The 16,825-nt window shown below is 69.7% G+C and carries 14 protein-coding genes, 3 tRNA genes and 1 pseudogene; all 18 read right to left on the reverse strand.

Features of this window, described 5'->3' with window-relative positions; genetic code table 11:
• Nucleotides 1–457 (reverse strand): hypothetical protein (locus tag VFZ20_RS00695; RefSeq protein WP_329681887.1); only part of this gene is annotated, 457 nt, incomplete at its 3' end.
• Nucleotides 458–497: 40 nt separating this feature from the next.
• A complete protein-coding gene (locus VFZ20_RS00700) occupies nt 498–1,262 on the reverse strand; it encodes a nucleotidyltransferase domain-containing protein (RefSeq protein WP_329681888.1) in 765 nt (254 codons plus the stop codon).
• 29 nt (nt 1,263–1,291) lie between these two features.
• On the reverse strand, nt 1,292–2,218 hold the full coding sequence (locus VFZ20_RS00705) for a nucleotidyltransferase domain-containing protein (RefSeq protein ID WP_329681889.1): 927 nt from the start codon (nt 2,216–2,218) through the stop codon (nt 1,292–1,294).
• 281 nt (nt 2,219–2,499) lie between these two features.
• Entirely contained in the window at nt 2,500–4,089 is a 1,590-nt protein-coding gene (locus VFZ20_RS00710; protein ID WP_329681890.1) for a hypothetical protein, read from the reverse strand.
• On the reverse strand, nt 4,086–4,844 hold the full coding sequence (locus tag VFZ20_RS00715) for a hypothetical protein (RefSeq protein ID WP_329681891.1): 759 nt from the start codon (nt 4,842–4,844) through the stop codon (nt 4,086–4,088). Before VFZ20_RS00715 ends, VFZ20_RS00710 begins: the two co-directional genes overlap by 4 nt.
• Complete coding sequence (locus VFZ20_RS00720) at nt 4,844–6,268, reverse strand: 3' terminal RNA ribose 2'-O-methyltransferase Hen1 (RefSeq protein ID WP_329681892.1); 1,425 nt, start codon at nt 6,266–6,268, stop codon at nt 4,844–4,846. The genes VFZ20_RS00715 and VFZ20_RS00720 overlap by 1 nt, the downstream gene beginning before the upstream one ends.
• A complete protein-coding gene (locus VFZ20_RS00725; protein WP_329681893.1) occupies nt 6,259–7,623 on the reverse strand; it encodes a hypothetical protein in 1,365 nt (454 codons plus the stop codon). Before VFZ20_RS00725 ends, VFZ20_RS00720 begins: the two co-directional genes overlap by 10 nt.
• A 94-nt stretch (nt 7,624–7,717) precedes the next feature.
• Nucleotides 7,718–7,777: pseudogene (locus VFZ20_RS32680) on the reverse strand (nucleic acid-binding protein); the annotation flags it as partial.
• Nucleotides 7,778–7,956: 179 nt separating this feature from the next.
• Nucleotides 7,957–9,207, reverse strand: coding sequence for a metallophosphoesterase (locus tag VFZ20_RS00730; RefSeq protein ID WP_329681894.1), 1,251 nt, complete (start codon nt 9,205–9,207; stop codon nt 7,957–7,959).
• Nucleotides 9,208–9,357: 150 nt separating this feature from the next.
• Nucleotides 9,358–10,164, reverse strand: a complete 807-nt coding sequence (locus VFZ20_RS00735) for a hypothetical protein (RefSeq protein ID WP_329681895.1) — start codon at nt 10,162–10,164, stop codon at nt 9,358–9,360.
• Nucleotides 10,165–10,271: 107 nt separating this feature from the next.
• The gene (locus tag VFZ20_RS00740; protein WP_329681896.1) at nt 10,272–11,543 is read right to left on the reverse strand and encodes an RtcB family protein; all 1,272 of its coding nucleotides are present in this window, start codon (nt 11,541–11,543) and stop codon (nt 10,272–10,274) included.
• Between the two features lie 82 nt (nt 11,544–11,625).
• Nucleotides 11,626–12,267: a hypothetical protein gene (locus VFZ20_RS00745; protein WP_329681897.1), complete on the reverse strand. Its 642-nt coding sequence runs from the start codon at nt 12,265–12,267 to the stop codon at nt 11,626–11,628.
• 549 nt (nt 12,268–12,816) lie between these two features.
• Nucleotides 12,817–13,137, reverse strand: a complete 321-nt coding sequence (locus VFZ20_RS00750) for a hypothetical protein (RefSeq protein ID WP_329681898.1) — start codon at nt 13,135–13,137, stop codon at nt 12,817–12,819.
• 121 nt (nt 13,138–13,258) lie between these two features.
• A complete protein-coding gene (locus VFZ20_RS00755) occupies nt 13,259–14,905 on the reverse strand; it encodes a TROVE domain-containing protein (RefSeq protein ID WP_329681899.1) in 1,647 nt (548 codons plus the stop codon).
• A gap of 600 nt (nt 14,906–15,505) precedes the next feature.
• Nucleotides 15,506–15,638, reverse strand: a tRNA-Asp gene (locus VFZ20_RS00760).
• 215 nt (nt 15,639–15,853) lie between these two features.
• Nucleotides 15,854–15,980: transfer RNA gene (locus VFZ20_RS00765), tRNA-OTHER, on the reverse strand.
• 23 nt (nt 15,981–16,003) lie between these two features.
• Nucleotides 16,004–16,075: transfer RNA gene (locus VFZ20_RS00770), tRNA-His, on the reverse strand.
• A 247-nt stretch (nt 16,076–16,322) separates the two neighbouring features.
• Nucleotides 16,323–16,571 (reverse strand): hypothetical protein, encoded by a 249-nt coding sequence (locus VFZ20_RS00775; protein WP_329681900.1) that lies wholly within the window; start codon nt 16,569–16,571, stop codon nt 16,323–16,325.
• Nucleotides 16,572–16,825 lie beyond the last annotated feature (254 nt).

Here is a 16,825-nt window from a genome sequence, read left to right on the forward strand (position 1 = left end):
CCACGTAGTTGCCGTCGTCCGGCGGACGGGGGGCGCTGTACTCGCGGATGCCCGTGATGCGCCACGTGTAGATGGCCGGCGGCACCTCACCGGTCGGGCCCCACTGCTGAAAGTAGTGAAAGCAGTCGATCTGCAGCCGGATCTCGCCCGCGATCCACTCGCCCTCGATGGTCCCCTCGATGGTCCCCTCGATGGGGTACAGCACGTACGCCAGCACGCCGACGTCGATCATCCAGATGTCCCCGTCCGTCCACACCACGGGCGCCACGACGCGGTAGCGATGACCGTCCAGGGGCTCGCACTCCCTCTGCCGCAGCTCCGTGGGCGCCGTGTCGCGGCGGCCCCAGAACTCCAGCGCGAACTCCGTGGTCTCGCCCACGCCGAAGTTGCCGTAGTTGCCGTCCTCCATCACCCACGCGTCCAGCCCGATGGTCCACACGCGGCGTTGATCCGTCATCCTCTTCCCGTCCCGTTGGGTGGTGGCCACCCGCCGCGCGTCAGGCAGCGACGGCGGCGGGTGCCAGGCGAATGCGCAGCAGCAGGTCGTGCAGCGCGGCGTGCGCCGTGGGCTCGTCCGGCAGCGGGCTGCGCTCCGCCGCGTTCACCAGCAGCGCGTGCAGCCGCAGGTACTCGCCCCGGTGAAACTCCACGTCCGCGTCCGCCAGCTCGGAATGCTCCGGGCCGGCCGTCTTGCGGGCGATGAGCTCGTCCACGTACGGCAGCCGCATCTCCGCGTTGCACGCGGGCAGCGACGCCTGCACGCGGCCCGTGCGCATGAGGTGGATGCCCGTGAGCAGCACGCGGTACACGTACAGCAGCGGCTTTACCCGGCGCGGCTGCTCCGTTTCGAACAGCCGCCACTGGCCCGCCGCGAACCCCACGTAGTGCCGCACGCACCGGCGCGTGATGCAGCCCCGCGCGATCTCGCGCAGCTCGTCGTGCCCCGGCGTGGTGTGCACGACCAGCGGCGAGTACAGCTGCTCCAGCACGTAGCCGTTGTTGCGCAGCAGCAGCGCGAAGAACTTGCGCGCGTCGTGCGTCACCAGGTCCACCTCGGCGCCGTCGCGCACGTGCGACAGCGCCACCGTCTCGTCGCCCGGCCCCAGGCCCACGAGCGAGTCCAGCGGCAGCAGGTGCACGCCGCGCAGGTCGTAGTCGCTGTCCGGCGAGGGAAAGCCGTACAGGTGCGCGCCGCTCACCGTGGCGAACAGCAGCGGGTACGGGTGCGCCCGCACCTCGTCCGTCACTCTCGCGTCCCGCATCCGTATCCTCCTTTCCTTCCCATCTCCCGTCACGCCACGGCGCCGTGCCGCGCGCGCACCAGGTAGTCGTTGGCCCATGGATAGTCCGGCCGCTCGGGCAGCCGGGTGGCGGCGTACGCCGCGTCGAACTCGCGGTGCAGCGACAGCCGCCACGCGTTCACCTCGTCCCACGTGGTCTCGCCGGCCTTGATGGCCAGCAGCCGGTCGCGGTGCTCTTCCACGCGCACGGGCACGTGCCCCTCGCGCAGCGTGGCGATGCCGCTGATGAGCAGGCGGACCAGGTGCATGGCGTGCTTCCAGCGCGGCACCCCGCTGGCGCGGAGGTCCGCCTCCAGCCGCTTGAACTGAGACAGCACGTAGCCGTTGAAGGTCTGGTAGACCATCCGCGACAGCACGCGGTGCCGCTCCGCCAGCAGCTCCTGGACGATGGGCGCCGCGTGCAGCACCAGGGGCGTGTACAGGCACTCCAGGATGTTGGGGTTGGCCTTGAGGGCCAGCACCAGGAACTTCTGCAGCTCCCAGTAGCACTCCTCGGCGGCCGGGTTCTCCAGCTGCTCGGGGACGCCGTACAGCGACCAGTGCAGCCGCGCCGGGGGCAGGTACACGCCGCGCAGGTCCACGTCGGACGCGTCGTGCTCCAGCCCGTACGCCCGCGAGCCCGTGACGCAGCGGTAGACCACGTGCGCGTGCAGGTCGTGGTCGCGCAGCACCTCGTCCGCGTCGCCCACCACGCCGGCCTGCTCGTGCTTGCGGATGCTGAGCTCGTCGCGGCGCAGCGACACCTCCGCGCCGCTGGGCAGGCGCACGCGGTACGCGTGATGGTAGTCCGCCGGCGCGGCCGCCACCGTGCCCACGGCGCCCGCGGGGCAGATGGGCACGCCGGCCCCCGTCGTCACCGCGCGCCGGGTGACGACCTGCGTGCCCACGGGGAGCACCAGGTGCAGGTTCTTCGTCATCGTCGTCTCCTTTCTCTCCGAACCGCGGAGCGACGATGCCGCACCCCGTCAGCCGTTCAGGTTCGCCGATCCGCTCTCGGACCGGCCGTGATTCGTTCGATGTCCATCCGCCGCTCCTCCGGCAGACGGCATGTGATCCGGTCGATTTCCATCCATCGATCCCGGCAGACGACAGCCGATTCGCTCGATCCCCATCCGCCCATCCAGCCGGCGGCGAGCGGAATTCCGCGCAGCTCCCATCCGCCGATCTGTCGGCAGACCACGGCGGATGCGCTTGATGCTCATCCGCCGATCCCCGCGGCAAAGCGCAGCCACTTCACCGTCTCCGGCGGCAGTGTGCTCGCGACGGGCTGCAGGGCGGTGCGGACGCGCTCCAGCTGAGCGGACGTGGGCTGCGCGAACGTGCGGTTGAAGCGCTGCCGCCAGCGCTCCAGCAGCGTGCCGGCCGCCTCACGGATGCGGGGATCGCTGTCCGTCAGGGCCTGGAGAATCCAGACGAGCCCGTCCCACTTGCCGCGCCAGGCCAGCAGCTCCAGCGCGTTTTCCCGCGCGTGCAGCGGGCTTTCGGCGGCGAACGCGGATGCGATCGCCGCCTCGTCCACCAGCCGCGTACGGTCACGGAGCGCGTCCGCCGCCGCCCGCGAAACGCGCGGCGTGAGCGAGCCCAGCGAGAGGAGGAACGCGTCCAGGTGCCGGTCCCCCGCCAGCCGGGCGAGCGCGCGGATGGCCGCCACCCGAACGCGAGGACGCGTGTGCGCCAGCGCGGGCCGGATGACCTCCGCGTCCTCCGCGCGCCCCGTCTCCGCCAGCCCCGCGATGGCCTCCGCCAGCCGCGGCGAATCGGCGCGGATCTCGTTTCGGTAGAACGCCGCGAAGTCCATCGGTCCCGCGCGGGTGACGACGGCGCGCGCGTGCGCGCGCCCCGCGGGCGAGCGGTCCAGCAGCGCCCGACCCAGTTCCGGCAGGCCCGCCAGCCCGCGCCGCTCCGCGAGCTCCATGGCCGTCATCCGCACGCGCAGAAACGGATCGGCCATCATCCACGGCAGCAGCTCCGCGAGGGCGCCGTCGTCCAGCCGCGCGGCGGCGCGGGCGGCCTCCAGCCGGACGACCACGTCGTCGCTCCCCAGCGCGCGGAACACGATGTCCTGCAGGTCCGGCGCGCCGGAGCGAAGGAGGATCGTGTAGCAGGCGCGGGCGCCCACCCGGTCCGGCGTGTACAGCCCCTCCAGGACCGCCGCGCGGACGTCGTCACCCCGCAGCAGGTCCATCACGGAATCCACCAGCGGCCCGTTGTCGCCGCGGCCCGTCTCGCGAAGCCGCAGCACCAGGCGCATGGCGCAAATCCAGTGCGGCGCGTACGCCGGCACGACCCGGGCGCGCAGCGCGTCCTGCGCGCGCCGGCGGACGGGCGCAACCCAGTCGTTGGCGCGCAGCAGCAGGGGCGCCAGCTCGCCACCCGTGCGTACGTCCGCCAGCCGCTGCACGGCCGCCTCGCGGACGTAGCCGCTGGCCGCGCCCGCCAGCAACCCGAACACCGCCGCCTCCGTGTCCGCGGGCAGCGCCAGGCGGCGCACGTCGTCCGCACCTCGCAGCCACGGCAGCCCATGATATCCGTCGTGGACGACCACGCGCTGGCGGAGCATGTCGTCCACCCGCACCCGATGCGCCATCGGCAGCGCGAAGACGAGCTCCTGAAGCCGGATGGCGGCGGCGCCGCGTCCCGGACCGCCCAACCCATCGAGCGATTCCAGCAACAGCGCGTCGCGCTCATCCCGCGTCCGTGGCGGGGCCCCTTCCGGAGCCCGCGCCGGCTCCGGTCTGGACCCCGCGCGGAGAAACAGCCGCTCGATCCACGCCCACATCATCGTCATCCGCTTGCTCGTTCCTCGCGGGCCACGTGCGCCCGCAGCAGCTCCACGCCGTCCGGGTAGCGCGCGGCCAGGTACGGAAGGACAGCCGTGCGCGTCCACTCCGCGGTCCGCGCGCGGGCGTAGGCCTCGGCGCGTTCTCCCGCCTCGGCGCGCCAGCGGCCGCGCGCCGTGCGACAGGCGTGGTCGTGGTGATGCGCGGCCTCGTGCACGAGCGTCCGGAGCGCCTCCAGCCGCAGGATCCACCGCCAGGACGGCCACTCCGGCCCGGTGGGATCCGCCACGACGTGTGCGTAGACGTCGATCAGCGCCCGCCGCGGCCGGTAGGTGCCGCGCACCAGCCCGCACCAGATCCCGTCCGCCACCTCCACGCCCAGCCGCCCCGTGAACGGATCGGCGGGCAGGTCCAGCCCCTCGCGGCGGGCGCGGCGCCGCTGGTCGAAGGGGCCCAGCGACAGGCGCACGCCCGCCAGTCCGTCCACCGTGCCCGCGGGGAGGCGGGCCAGCACCGCGCGCACGTCCGCCGGCGAGGCCGCGTGCAGCACGTGCGGCCCCACGTCCCTCACCTGCACCGGCAGCGCGTCCAGGCGCGGCAGGGGCAGCGGATGCACCTCCGTCCGCCGTTCGCGGGCGATGTCGCGCTTGGCGAAGTGCTTGGTCCGCAGCTCCGCCAGCGCCTCGCGCACCTGCTCCTCCGGCGCGCCCCGCCGCAGCAGCGCCGAGAACCGACGCCGCGTCATGTGGATGCTCCGCGACATCAGCCCTCCGCCGTAGCGACGGGCGGACGCGCGTCGCTCCTCGTGAAGACGGCCATCTGTGTGGGAGCGCCCACCTCCGCGTCCTCCGGGCCCACGGGGGCAAAGCGGACGGAGTAGCCCCAACGCTCCCCTACGCCGCCCGCCCAGTCCTGGAACTGCGCGCGTGTCCACTCGAACCGGTGGTCGCCGTGGCGAAAGCGACCGGCGGGGAGCGTGGGCCAGCGCACGTTGTACTCGGCGTTGGGCGTGGTGAGGACGATGGACGCCGGCCGCGCGTGCTGCCACAGCACCCGCTCGAACGCCGCCAGCCGCGGCGGATCCATGTGCTCCACCACCTCCACGACCGCCGCCGCGTCAAAGCCCTCCAGCCGCCGGTCGCGGTACATCAGCGATCCGTGGATCAGGCGGATGCGCTCGCGCCGGCGCGGTGGCAGCCGGTCCAGCCTCAGGCGATCGGCCGCGATCTCCAGCGCGCGATGCGACACGTCCATCCCCACTACCTCGGCAAAGGCGGGCTCGTCGATCAGCATCCGCAGCAGCCGTCCCTCGCCGCAGCCCAGGTCCAGCACCTTCGCGGCGCCCGTGGCGCGGAGCGTGACCAGCACCGTGGCCATCCGCTGCTGGTTCAGACTCACGCGCTCCTCCAGCGCCGCCTCTTCCGTGTCGCGCGATTCGTCCGCGTCCTCCTCCGGCGCCTCGGGCTGCACCAGGCGCGCGATGGCGTCGCGCACCAGGCTGCGGCGGTGCTTGAGGTAGCGCGCGGCGATCATCTCGCGCTCGGGGTGCGCGGCCAGCCAGCCCTCGCCGTGGCGCAGCAGCTTTTCCACCTCGGCGTCGCCCACGTAGTAGTGCTTGGCCCCGTCCAGCACGGGCACCAGCACGTACAGGTGCGTCAGCAGGTCGCGCAGGCGCGTGACGGCCGACAGCGTGACCGTGAAGTAGCGGCTGTCGCCCCACTCGGGGCGCGCGGGGTCCAGCGGATGCGCATCCGCCGCGACGGTGTAGCCCAGCGGCTCGAAGAGGCGCCGCAGCAGCGCCTGCCCGCCGCGCGCCGGCAGCACGGCGATGCGCGCCTCCAGCGGGATGGGCGTCTCGGTCAGCTCCGGCCGCTCGCGGCACGTGCCGGCCAGGGCGCTGCGCAGCACGCGCGACAGGGCCACGGACAGGAACGACGACGCCACGTACGGACGATCGTTGACGTACTGGTCCAGGGCGCCCTCCGCGTCGCCGCGGCCGCGCACCAGCCCCACGGGGTCCACGTCCAGCAGCAGGGCGGCCGTGCACGCGCGTTCGTCCGCCTCGGGGTAGAACACGTGCGCGTTGCCGAATCCCAGCTCGAAGGTCTGCGCCCGCGCGGGGTTCTTGCCCAGCAGGTATCCCAGGTCCGTCGCCGGCTGGTGCGTGGTGCGGATGGTCAGCAGCATTCCTCGATTTCCTTCATCATTTCTAGCGTATCCCAGACAAGAGCGGTACGTTGGGCAAAGTTGCCCGGACTAAAGGCTGAGAACGCAGGGCCAACTTTCATACGCTTTACTTCCGTGGGATCGATCTGGATCCGCTTGCTGTCTCGCCGAAGAATCCAAGCACCGTCGGAACCTTCCTCCAGCAGGATTCCATGCTTCGCGAAGGATCTCGACCACAGCCATGGATCACTAAAGCAGAAGATGATCACATTGGCGCAGATGATGTCACGCCTCTGCCACAAGGGGAGCTTCCACAGGGCAATTGGAAGTCCATAGGCCGATAGCTCATCTATCCCTTGGTATGCCATTGTTGACGTTTCTCTCCATTCAGATGCAACGAGCCCCGATGCGGCCAACTGTTCCCGCAACCGCTCGTAAAGGCCAATGTCACCATCGACGTTGCGCGCTGCAGCATACACCAATCCCGGCTCCGCAATGTCATACGCAAACCCGTTCGCACGGGCTCGCTCGGTAATACGAAGAAGCGTGTCCCAATGCCGAACCACCGGAACCGGTAGCATGTTAGCGGAATCAATAACTAACTGTGCTGCGTTCTTCGTCGCGACCTTCACCTCATCCATCTGCCGCCGCGCACGATCATCAAGCGGCTGCTCAGGCTCAAAGCTGAACCCGAATTCGGAGGCGAACTGCTCGAGCATCTCCGTGTCGCGCGGAAACAATGCTTTCCCACGGATCAGCCAAACAGCAACATTGTCCGCGTCGCCAGGAATCTTCCGGGTTTTCACCTCGAAGATCATGGGCCAAGCCCAATCCCCGTTCGCTCGGACAACGACGAGATCCCCGATACCGATACATCGCGTGAGATCTGCATCGATGACGAGAAAGGCACTGCCTTCGGCCGCTTTGCGGAGTACGCTCAAGGGGCCGATGACCCCTTGGCCAGTTGGGAGATGGTGCGTCTTTCCACCGTCGAAAAGCGGCGCGACGTAACGGGGGTCGGCTCTAAGAACAGCCCATGCGAGCGCATCCCCCAACTGCCGCAAGATCGACCGCAATTCAAGGTAAAGATCAACCTGCTGCTCAATGGCAAGCACGTGCATTGCTCGGTTCTCGGCTGCCTCACGAGAGCGAACCCGCCATTGTCGCCACCGACGCGCTCGAACACCGTTGCGGTCCTTCAACTGCTGGAGTCGGTACTCGACCTCCGCGAGCATTGTCCACAGCCGTTCCTGGTAGTCGTGGAACTCGCGAAGGTCGAGTTGTTGGACCAACCGGTCGATCAATTCGATACCCTCTCCAGCAATCAGAGCATGGGCCTCGTAAAGACGGCGGTTGAAGATGCCAATACGGCGCATTGTGGTCCTCCTCACTCCCTGAAAGTAGTCGTGGCGGTTGGAGCCGTCGTGCGCGCCGCCGCGCAGGCAGCACTTCTTGAAACCGCCGTCCGCTGCCGCACGGGCACAGGTCGTTGCGGCCCAGCTTCTCCAACAGCTCCTTGCCGTCGCCCACCGCGCGGAACCCGCGCTTTACCCGCGTCTCGGACGGGTAGCCTTTGCGCCGCTTGCTCGTCCGCTCAAAAGGACGGCTGCGTCTGCTCGTTCCTGCTCATGGTCCACCTCCGTGGAAAAGAGATCGCCGGGCCCTTTCGGCCCGGCGATCGAGGTTCGCGGGACGAGAGAGTCAGCCTGTCACCTGCACGCCATCTGCGCGTCGCCCACCGTGCACGTCATACCGGAGCCCGTGCCGGGCACGGGCACCAGCGTGGCCGTCCAGCCGGCGCCGGACGCCTGCAGCACCGTGTATCCGAACGCCGCCGTCATCCAGAACCCCTCCACCGGCACCCCGTCGATGCGCGTGCCCGGCGCGGCGGGCGTGATGCCCGACACCTCCGACGTGCCGCCGTTGCCCAGCACCAGCAGGGGCGTGCGCGGCGCCGCGAAGTCCAGGCCCTCCCACAGGTGGATGTGCCCAAACAGCGACAGCTTCACCTGCGGGGGCAGACCACCGCCGGGCGAGACCCGCCGCAGCGCGCCCTGCAGGATGTACGAGCCCGCCGAGTCCGCCTCGTTCCCCTGGTCGCGCGCCCACACGGGGGTGTGCGTCACCTGCCACGCGGGGTCGGCACCCTGCGCCAACTGCGTGAGCGCCGCCAACTCCGTCGCGTAGGCCGGGATGGCCTGCGTGGAGTCGTTCACGGGGTTGCTTCCGCCCGTGGACCAGCACCCCGTGGAGTACCACGGCGCGCACGACGAGTCCAGGATGAGCAGCGTGCCCACGCCCTGCACGGGCACCGCGTACGGCGCCGTGGTGGGCGAGCACCCCGTGGCCGGCAGGTCGCGCGGGTCAAAGAAGATGAACCATCCCCGACCGCCGCGCGTGCAGTCCTCGTGGTTGCCGCGGGCAAACACCCACGGCGATGCCGACAGCAGCTCGCCCACGGGCCGGAACCAGTCCGCCACCCACGTGGGCCAGTTGTCGCCGCACGGCTGCGGCACCTGCGCCGAGCAGCGCTCGCGGTAGATGTAGTCGCCCACGTGCACGCTCAGGTCCCCGTCCGCGCCGAACGCGCCCGCCGCCACCCGGGCGAACGGCCACGACGTGATGTCGGCGCAGTTCTGCTCCTGCGCGCGGCACCCCGTGTCGCCGATCACCACCACGCGCTGCACGCGAGATGGCGCCGAGACCGGACGCGCCATCCCCGGCAGCTGCACGGGCGCGGAGCCCAGCGTCTGCTGGCAGACGAGCACGGGAAAGTCGCCGCCGGGCCGCCACCGCACCGTGGCCGGCGCGGGACAGGCCGTCGCGCCGTCGTACACCGTCCGCAGCAGCCATTGGCCGCCGGCACCCGCCTGCACCCAGTAGTACAGCGGCGCCTGCTGCGCCGCCGCCGTGCCCGCGAAAACCGCGAGCGCGGCCAGGACTCCCAAGATCCGCTTCATCAACCTGCCTCCGTCATCGACCCGATGGATGAGGTGCCGCCGCCGCACCGCGCGGCGCTGGACGTCCTCATCCTACGGGGGCTCGCATTTACCGACAACATCCCCTGCTCCGCGCGCGTCCGTGGTCCCGGGATGCGGACGTCCGCCCCGTCAGCGGACGGGGCGCGGGTGGCGCTCCGGGATGCGCCCCGGCCAGGTGCGCCCGCGCGCGGGCACGTCCACGGAGACGCGCCCCGACAGGTAGAACGTGCCCGAGACCACGCCGCCCGCCACCGGCTCCGCGTCCACGAGCGCCGGCTCGGCCACCACGTCCATCTCGCCGCCCAGCGTGCGGACGTGCATCCACCAGAAGTCGCCGCCCGCCGGGTTGGTGCGCCGCCCAGCCGCCAGCACCCGCCCGCTGAGGACGGCCACCGGCTCCGGCACCGCGTTCTCGTCGTCCGTGAACATCCCCAGGGGGATGAACGACTCCTCGGCGAACCGGATGCCGGACGGCTGCGCATCCAGGTACGCCTCGCCGGAGGGGTACACGCGCAGCTCGTGCGCAAACGCGGCCACCTGCACCCGCGCCACGGACGGAAACCGCAGCCGGTCCAGCGCGCGAAAGTCCGGCACGGCGACGATGAACGGGTAGTCGCCCGTGTCCGCCGGGCCCACCTGGGGCGGGTTGGCCCAGGCGTGCAGGGCGCCCTCCAGCGCCGTGTCCTCCGGGTGCGCCACGCGCCCCACGATGCCCGCGCGCAGCGACGTGTCGCCCGCGAAGTGCGGCGTGAGCCCCACGATGTGGTTGCCGTCCAGCTGCACCCACAGCTCGGCGCCGCCGCCGGGCGCCCAGCGGCGATACTCGCCCGCGCGGGTGAGCACCGACGCGCCCTCCTCGGCCGCGCGCACGGCCACGTCGGCCAGCTGCGCGTCGTCGCGCACGGCGAAACCGACCGCCTCGAAGTGGTTCGGCATGAGAAACCCCAGTGCGAAAGTGCGAAAGTGCGGGAGTGCGAAAGAGGTCCGGCGTGCGGGCGTCGTTGCTTTCGCACGTTCGTACCTCGCACTTTCGCACTCGCCGTTCAGTCCTTGTACGGGTCGATCTCGCCCGCGCCGGCCATCACCACGATCAGCGGATGGAGCGTGTGCTCCACCTGGATGGTCGGGCCCTGCGCCTCCAGCACGCGGGTCAGGCGCCGGTACGCCTGCGGCGCCTCGTCCAGGCCGCCGCCGCGCAGGATCACGCCCTTCTTGCCCAGCCAGTCCGCCACCATCTCGCGGTTGATGCGCCCGGGGGTGATCACCCGGCCCGTCTTGCGGTGGACCTTGCCCGCCGCGGCCGTGCGGCTCATCACGCGGCCCGCGCCGTGGACGGTGGAGAACAGGGCCTCGCGCTGCAGGGCCGCCGCCTCCTCGTCCTCCGTCGCGGCGCCCTGGACGATGACCGCGTCGTCGCCCATGCTGCCGCCGATGAACCCCTTTTGCCCCGGGAACGCCGGCGTGGCGCCCTTGCGCACCACCACGTACTCCGCCGTCTCGCCCTCGGGGCCGGCGTGCTGCTCCTTCCAGGCAAAGTTGTGGTGGTTGTGCACCAGCTCCAGCTCGGTGCCGCCCAGCAGCTCCACCACCTTGCGCGCCACCCACTCGCGCCCGGCGTACGCGTACTGGCCCGCCAGATTCATCAGCTGCCAGTAGTCGTGCCCCAGCGGCTGCTCCAGGTCCAGCAGCACCTCCTTCTCGGGCGCGCGGCGGCCCCAGTCCAGCCCCTGGCCCAGGGCCAGGAAGTCGCTGGCGATGGTGTGCCCCAGCCCGCGGCTGCCAAAGTGCACGCCCACCCACACGGCGCCGTTCTCGTCGGCGAACACGTCCACGTAGTGGTTGCCGCTGCCCACGGTGCCCAGCTGGCGCCGCGCCTTGTCCTGCAGGGTGTCGCGGTAGCCGCCCGTGTTGGGGATGGCGTACCACGCGTGGTCCAGGAACAGCGGGTGGTCCACGGGCGCGTCGTCCGCGTTGTTCTTGCGGCCGATGCCAAAGCTGATGGTGGACTGGATCTCGTCGGCCAGCTTGTTGGCCGTGCGGTCCTGCGCGATCCGGTGCGGATTGCGCTTGACCTCGTCCAGCGTGAGCTCCCCCCGCGTGATGTCCGCCAGCGTGAGGTCCGTGCGGATGGCCGCGTTGCCGCACGCGATGTCGAAGCCCACGCCGACCACCGACACCTGGTTGCGGTACGCCGCCACGCCGCCGATGGGCATCGTGAAGCCGACGTGCCCATCGGCGAGCAGCGCCGCGCGTTCGGCCTTGCTCGACACGTTCACGATCTGCTCGATCGCGGTCGCCTCGTGCTGGCCGAACATGATCGTCTTGTCATTCAGTCGCCGGAACACTTGCAGTCTCTGTTATCGAGGGTACTCACAGCCTTCAGTGAAAGCTCGTGATTTATTCAGGTGAATTCTCAGCACTCTCCGGATTGACGAAGTCTCCGAATGGATCCCAAACCTCACCGAGTAGGATATAGCGATACAAATGAACCAATGAGTCGAGTAACTCATAGGCTTCATCAGCGTGGACAGGCGGTGCCCAATATTCTCCGAACCGACTATTGGGATGAATCATCATGATTCGATTCTCATAGTCGGTTTGCAGCACCTCAGCAAACGACTCTCCAGTCGGAAATGTCTCACGTATGATTTGGAATACGTCTTTGAGTGAGGCAGATGAGCCAGTAGTGTTCTCCAGATCCTGACGCAGACATTCGAGAGCAGCCTCTAGCGAAATGTACCCGGTAACCGCTGATTCTTCGAAAAACACCGCGTACGAAACTAGATGGTTGGCGGCAATTAGCCTTGAAAGCCCCCGAATGATCAATTCATCACGTACATCAACTGCCTTTATCAATTCAAGAACCGCTTGTTCGTCGCCCAAGTCGCACGTCTCTGGCTCAGAAGCACGCTGCGGAATGTAGAATCGCCCACGATCTTCTGAACGCGCCCGTTCTGCCAGTGCATGAGCGTGCTTCGTGGCGGCAAGAACAAAGGCCGGCGAAGCAAACGGCGCATCTATCTCGATCTCGACAGCCACCGTCCAAGGGTGAATCAGAAATCTTCCTCGTTGCGAAGGATCCGGTTCTGCGAGTGACACTGCCGCATAGAGGCGAATCTCTTCGGGCCACAGCCAATTGATCTCGGACTCTGTACCCAGTTCTGCAGGGATGGCTTCCCGTACGGCTGACCAAGCAATAGACCCATCACATACCAGCAAATGGTTCTCAGACCGAATAGGGTAGTTTGGGTACCTCCCATCGTTCCCGAGTACTCGCAGGATTACGGAACACTTCTCCTCCGCGCGCTCAGGGTCAGGTTTCTTTGTTCCCATAGTCATTTGAGATTTGCAAGATTTGATCGCCGTTGAATGCTCTGTCCGCTCAGGCGGACTTCGTGCCGTTCCAGCGGCGAATTCCATTCGCTCGGCTGGGCGCCGCGTCACGCGATGGTCATCGCATCACATCTCCGCCGGCGGTCCTTCATCGCTTTTGATCAAATCCGATGGCGCCGGGCCAGCGCGGACGCGGACCGTCCCGCGCCATCGGCTCCGCATCAATCCACAGCATCAATCGTCATCCAGCCGGTATCAATCCTCGTCCTCGTCCCAGCGGCGGTCGGCGCGGCGCTCCTTGCGGAGCAGGTAGTCGAACGCGCGGTTGCCCGTGCGGTGACGCTCCGTGCTCTCCGTGAGGTACTCGATGGAGCTCGTGCGCACCCAGGCACGGCCCCCGTGCAGGTCCACGAACTTGATCCACCGCGGCCTCCACCGGCGGTCCAGGATACGCCCGATGCGCGCCGCCGTCTCCGCGGACACGAACCAGTCGCCGTACTGGCCGCCCAGTTGGTAGTACTCGCCCGGCCCGGGACGCTGGTCCGGCGCTTCTTCCTTTTCCCTGAGCTTGTTCATCCGTTCACGCGTGGTTGGTGCGGCGGACGGGGCGAGCCCGTTCGCCGGGTACACACCCGGGATGCCGTCCGCGCGTGCCCCGGAGGTGGGGCACGGCCCGGCGTCCCGGACCGTGCCGTCCCTACCGCGCGAAGTCGGCGATGAGCCGGGGCGCCGCGGCGTCGAAGCCCACCACGTCCAGCATCCCCGCATCCTCCGGGTCCGCGATGGTGAACCCGTTGGACGCCATCGCCACGACCACCAGCTTCGCCGCGATGCCCATCCGCTCCCGGTACCGGCGCAGGGCCTGCGCCGGGTGCACCGCGCCCGCCCAGGTCTCGTTGTCCGTGTAGACCACGAACACGTCCACCGGCCAGCGGTGCCTGGCCGCCTCCAGCATGGGCAGGGCGCAGTCCGTCCCGCCCATGGGCAGTGCCTCGATGGTACGCACCACGTCGTCCAGCCGCTGCCGGGGCGAAAGGGCCAGCTCCGTGAGCCCGCTGCCCAGCCCCGCCCACATGGACGGGTGCTCCCCGGCCGTGAACGCCACGAACCGGTGTGCGGGCTCCGTGACCGCCGTCACCAGCGCCATGGCCGCCGACGCGTCGCGGCAGCCGAGGCCTTCCAGCCCCAGCACCCGCGCCGACATGGAGCCCGACACGTCCAGGGCCAGCATCATCCGCGTGCCCGTGGGCTCCACGGCGCCGAACGAGGCGTAGAACGCCGCGTCCAGCGCGTCCACCACCCGCGCCACCGGCGACCAGGTGCCCTGCCCGCGCACGCCCCGCCCGGAGGCGTAGGTGCGCAGCGCGCTCAGCACCTGCACGGGGTGCACGCGCGCGCGCCGAAGCGCGTTCGCGTCCGCCAGCCGCCCGGCCACCGTCTCCGCCGCCGCGCTCCCCGGTGCCACCAGCCCCACGCGGGTCAGGGTGGCCAGGTTGCGCACCAGCGCCGTGAGCGGCATGTCGTCCAGCAGCGCCTCCCACACCACGGGATGCGCCAGGAGCGGCGTGGGCACCATCTCCCGCGTGAGCCGGTGCGCGCGTATGGTCTCCGCGGCCCGCTCCGGCGTCACGTCCGCCTCGCGGTGCAGGGCGTCCGCGGCGCGCACCAGCCCCAGGGCCGGGTGCTCGCCCGCCACCTCCACGTCCCGCGACCGGGCCACGGCCCGGGCGAACAGCGCGCGCTGCTCGTCGGACCGGGGACGCGGGTGCGCCAGCCGCAGGGCGTCGCGGTGCGACCAGCCGTCGCGCGACGGGTACTTCAGGAGCTGGTAGGCCAGCTCGCGCGGCTCCCTGGACGTATACCAGCCGGCCACGGCCCGGCGCACGCCGCGGCCCCACCCGCGAAACCCGCCCACGAACTGCAGGAAGTGGAACAGGTGCGTCCCCGTGCGCGCCACCCGCGGCAGCGCCTCGAACGCCGCGGCGCGCGTGGCGTCGTCGCCCAGGCCGGCGGCCATGGCCAGGACAAAGAGCGCCGGGTCGTTCTCGGGCGCCCGTCCGCTCTCGCTGATCTCGGCCGCGCGCGCCACCACGCGGGGCCCGTCCAGGGCGATGCACTCGGCCACGGACTGCGCGTTCTCCACCGTGAGCTTGCGCTGGCCGATGTAGTACGTGCCGCCCTCGCTGCCGAGGACCAGGAACCGGTCCAGCCGATCCCACGGGGTGACCGTCCAGGCATACCCGCCCGCCGAGTTGGGCACCTGCCCGGAGCCCGGGATGGGCTCCCGCTGCGGCGTGAGCATCGCCCGGACACGGGTCGCGAAGTGCTTGGTGAAATCCAGCATGTTCTTCTCGCCCTCCTTTCCGGGCTGAGAGTGATGAAAAAAGCCGCGGCGGCGAATGTCACCGTCGTCTCGCGGGGCCAGGTCGTCCGCGGATGGCGGAGCGGAGTGGCGCCTGCGATCTCGACCCGCCGCCGCGGCGGGATTTCCGGCCTTCCGGATGAGCGTTCATCGTCCGGGGGCCCCCCGATGGGAGAGTCGTTGAGAACGATAACCGGACGAAATCGACCCGGAGGGCCGGACCTGCGTGGAGCGCGCGCCGCCGGGGCTCGAACCCGGGTGCCCACCGGTAACCCTCCACCTGCGGCCCGCCGGAGCGGACGTGGATCGGGGAGGGCTTGCACGCGAACGCGGCTCCGTCTTTCCCTGGCCCGGGCGGATGAGGGTCCAGCTCGGCCCCCGGGTCGCTGATTCCGGGGAGTTTGGAGCGGTAACCGAAGCTGTTCGACCCGCCCGGGCCGATCGATGTGAATCCATGGGATCAATGGCACAGCAATGCAGTTGCAGGCTGTCCCCTGTAACCCGCCGTTCCGGCGGTCCGGCGGTCCCGCTATTCCCTATTCCCTATTCCCTGTTCCCTATTCCCTATTCCCTGCCGTTCAGTGGACCTGGCGGGATTCGAACCCGCGACCTCTCGAGTGACAGTCGATAACCCTTCACCTTCGGCCCGCCGGCATGGAAGCCGGCGGACAAGGGACGGCGAGGGCATAGTGCTCTACCGCTGAGCTACAGGCCCTCCCTCCGCCTCCGCCCGCTCCGGCGGAGGGTCCTGCGTGTGATCGGCGAGCGCCCGGCGGGAATCGAACCCGCGACCTCTCGATTATCAGTCGGTAACCCTTGCCAATCGGCCCGGTCGCGCGGGCGAGTGCGTAGACAAGGAAGCGCTCTGCCACTGAGCTACGAGCGCACCGCCGATCTCCATCTCCTGCACCATCCTCCATCAAGCACCGGAATGCCCGGCGGGATTTGAACCCGCAACCTCCGAGTCCCGTTAAGCTTCGTCCTTCGGCCCGCGCGGGGCGGGCAGGGAGCCGGCGAAGCGTTTGCTCGGCGCTCTACCGGGTTGAGCTACGGGCATTCCAGCACCATCCCCGGCAAAGGGGTGACCGACGGGGGTCGAACCCGTGCTTTCGGATTCACAATCCGACGCTCTGGCCGTTGAGCTACGGCCACCACGAAATGCCGGTGCCTTCGATGAGCCGGCGGGGACGCCCGCGCCCCTCGCGAGGGGAGTCGCGTGCCACACACGCGGGGACGATCGAGCGCCCCGCCGGCCCTGCTTCCTGCGAACTACCGTCTTCCGCCACGTCGAGTCATCATTCTCCGCGCGCTGGTGGAAAAAGAATCGCCCCGCCCGGCAGTTGCGCGGGCGGGGCGATACGGGTCGCTCCCGGATGACGGCCTGTGGATCTGCGCCTTGTCATGCGCATGCCACGGCCCTCCCGCGCTGGTCTTCCTGGTCCCGCCGGTCCTGCCCGATGATGCTGTCGCGGTGAATCGCCACCCCGCCGAAGCCGAATGCGCGTCCCGCCTGGTTTTCCTTGCCGATCGCCATGCACGTGACCCCGAGCTCCCGCGGCTCCAGGGCGCACGACGGCCACGTACCGGGCTTCGCCAGTGCGGCGGCCGGTCGGGCGGGCGTGCGATGGAGGTCGAGGGACTGCATCATCCTGGGTCGGTTCGGTTTGACGATCTATGGCTTCGGCGGGATCGGTCCCGCCGCTTGGAAAAACAAAAAGGGAGCCGCGTCTGGATGCCACCGGTCCACGGTTCTCGTGGTCCGGGGCCGGCCGGGTCACACCGCGGTCAAGCGGGCGATCGGGCCGGAAACATCGGGACGCGACTCCCAAGGCGGCTGAGTGTAACCGCGGGGTTGGCCGTTGTCAAGGGCCGGTTTTTTTACCGCGGGTTACCGGGGACAGG

The organism is Longimicrobium sp. (genome assembly GCF_036280135.1).
GTDB lineage: Bacteria > Gemmatimonadota > Gemmatimonadetes > Longimicrobiales > Longimicrobiaceae > Longimicrobium.

What these genes read in the sequence shown, in the direction of transcription:
- VFZ20_RS00700 (WP_329681888.1), bottom strand. Translation starts at nt 1,262, where the DNA reads ATGCGGGACGCGAGAGTGACGGACGAGGTGCGGGCGCACCCGTACCCG.
- VFZ20_RS00705 (WP_329681889.1), bottom strand. Translation starts at nt 2,218, where the DNA reads ATGACGAAGAACCTGCACCTGGTGCTCCCCGTGGGCACGCAGGTCGTC.
- VFZ20_RS00710 (WP_329681890.1), bottom strand. Translation starts at nt 4,089, where the DNA reads ATGACGATGATGTGGGCGTGGATCGAGCGGCTGTTTCTCCGCGCGGGG.
- VFZ20_RS00715 (WP_329681891.1), bottom strand. Translation starts at nt 4,844, where the DNA reads ATGTCGCGGAGCATCCACATGACGCGGCGTCGGTTCTCGGCGCTGCTG.
- VFZ20_RS00720 (WP_329681892.1), bottom strand. Translation starts at nt 6,268, where the DNA reads ATGCTGCTGACCATCCGCACCACGCACCAGCCGGCGACGGACCTGGGA.
- VFZ20_RS00725 (WP_329681893.1), bottom strand. Translation starts at nt 7,623, where the DNA reads ATGCGCCGTATTGGCATCTTCAACCGCCGTCTTTACGAGGCCCATGCT.
- VFZ20_RS00730 (WP_329681894.1), bottom strand. Translation starts at nt 9,207, where the DNA reads ATGAAGCGGATCTTGGGAGTCCTGGCCGCGCTCGCGGTTTTCGCGGGC.
- VFZ20_RS00735 (WP_329681895.1), bottom strand. Translation starts at nt 10,164, where the DNA reads ATGCCGAACCACTTCGAGGCGGTCGGTTTCGCCGTGCGCGACGACGCG.
- VFZ20_RS00740 (WP_329681896.1), bottom strand. Translation starts at nt 11,543, where the DNA reads ATGTTCGGCCAGCACGAGGCGACCGCGATCGAGCAGATCGTGAACGTG.
- VFZ20_RS00750 (WP_329681898.1), bottom strand. Translation starts at nt 13,137, where the DNA reads ATGAACAAGCTCAGGGAAAAGGAAGAAGCGCCGGACCAGCGTCCCGGG.
- VFZ20_RS00755 (WP_329681899.1), bottom strand. Translation starts at nt 14,905, where the DNA reads ATGCTGGATTTCACCAAGCACTTCGCGACCCGTGTCCGGGCGATGCTC.
- VFZ20_RS00775 (WP_329681900.1), bottom strand. Translation starts at nt 16,571, where the DNA reads ATGATGCAGTCCCTCGACCTCCATCGCACGCCCGCCCGACCGGCCGCC.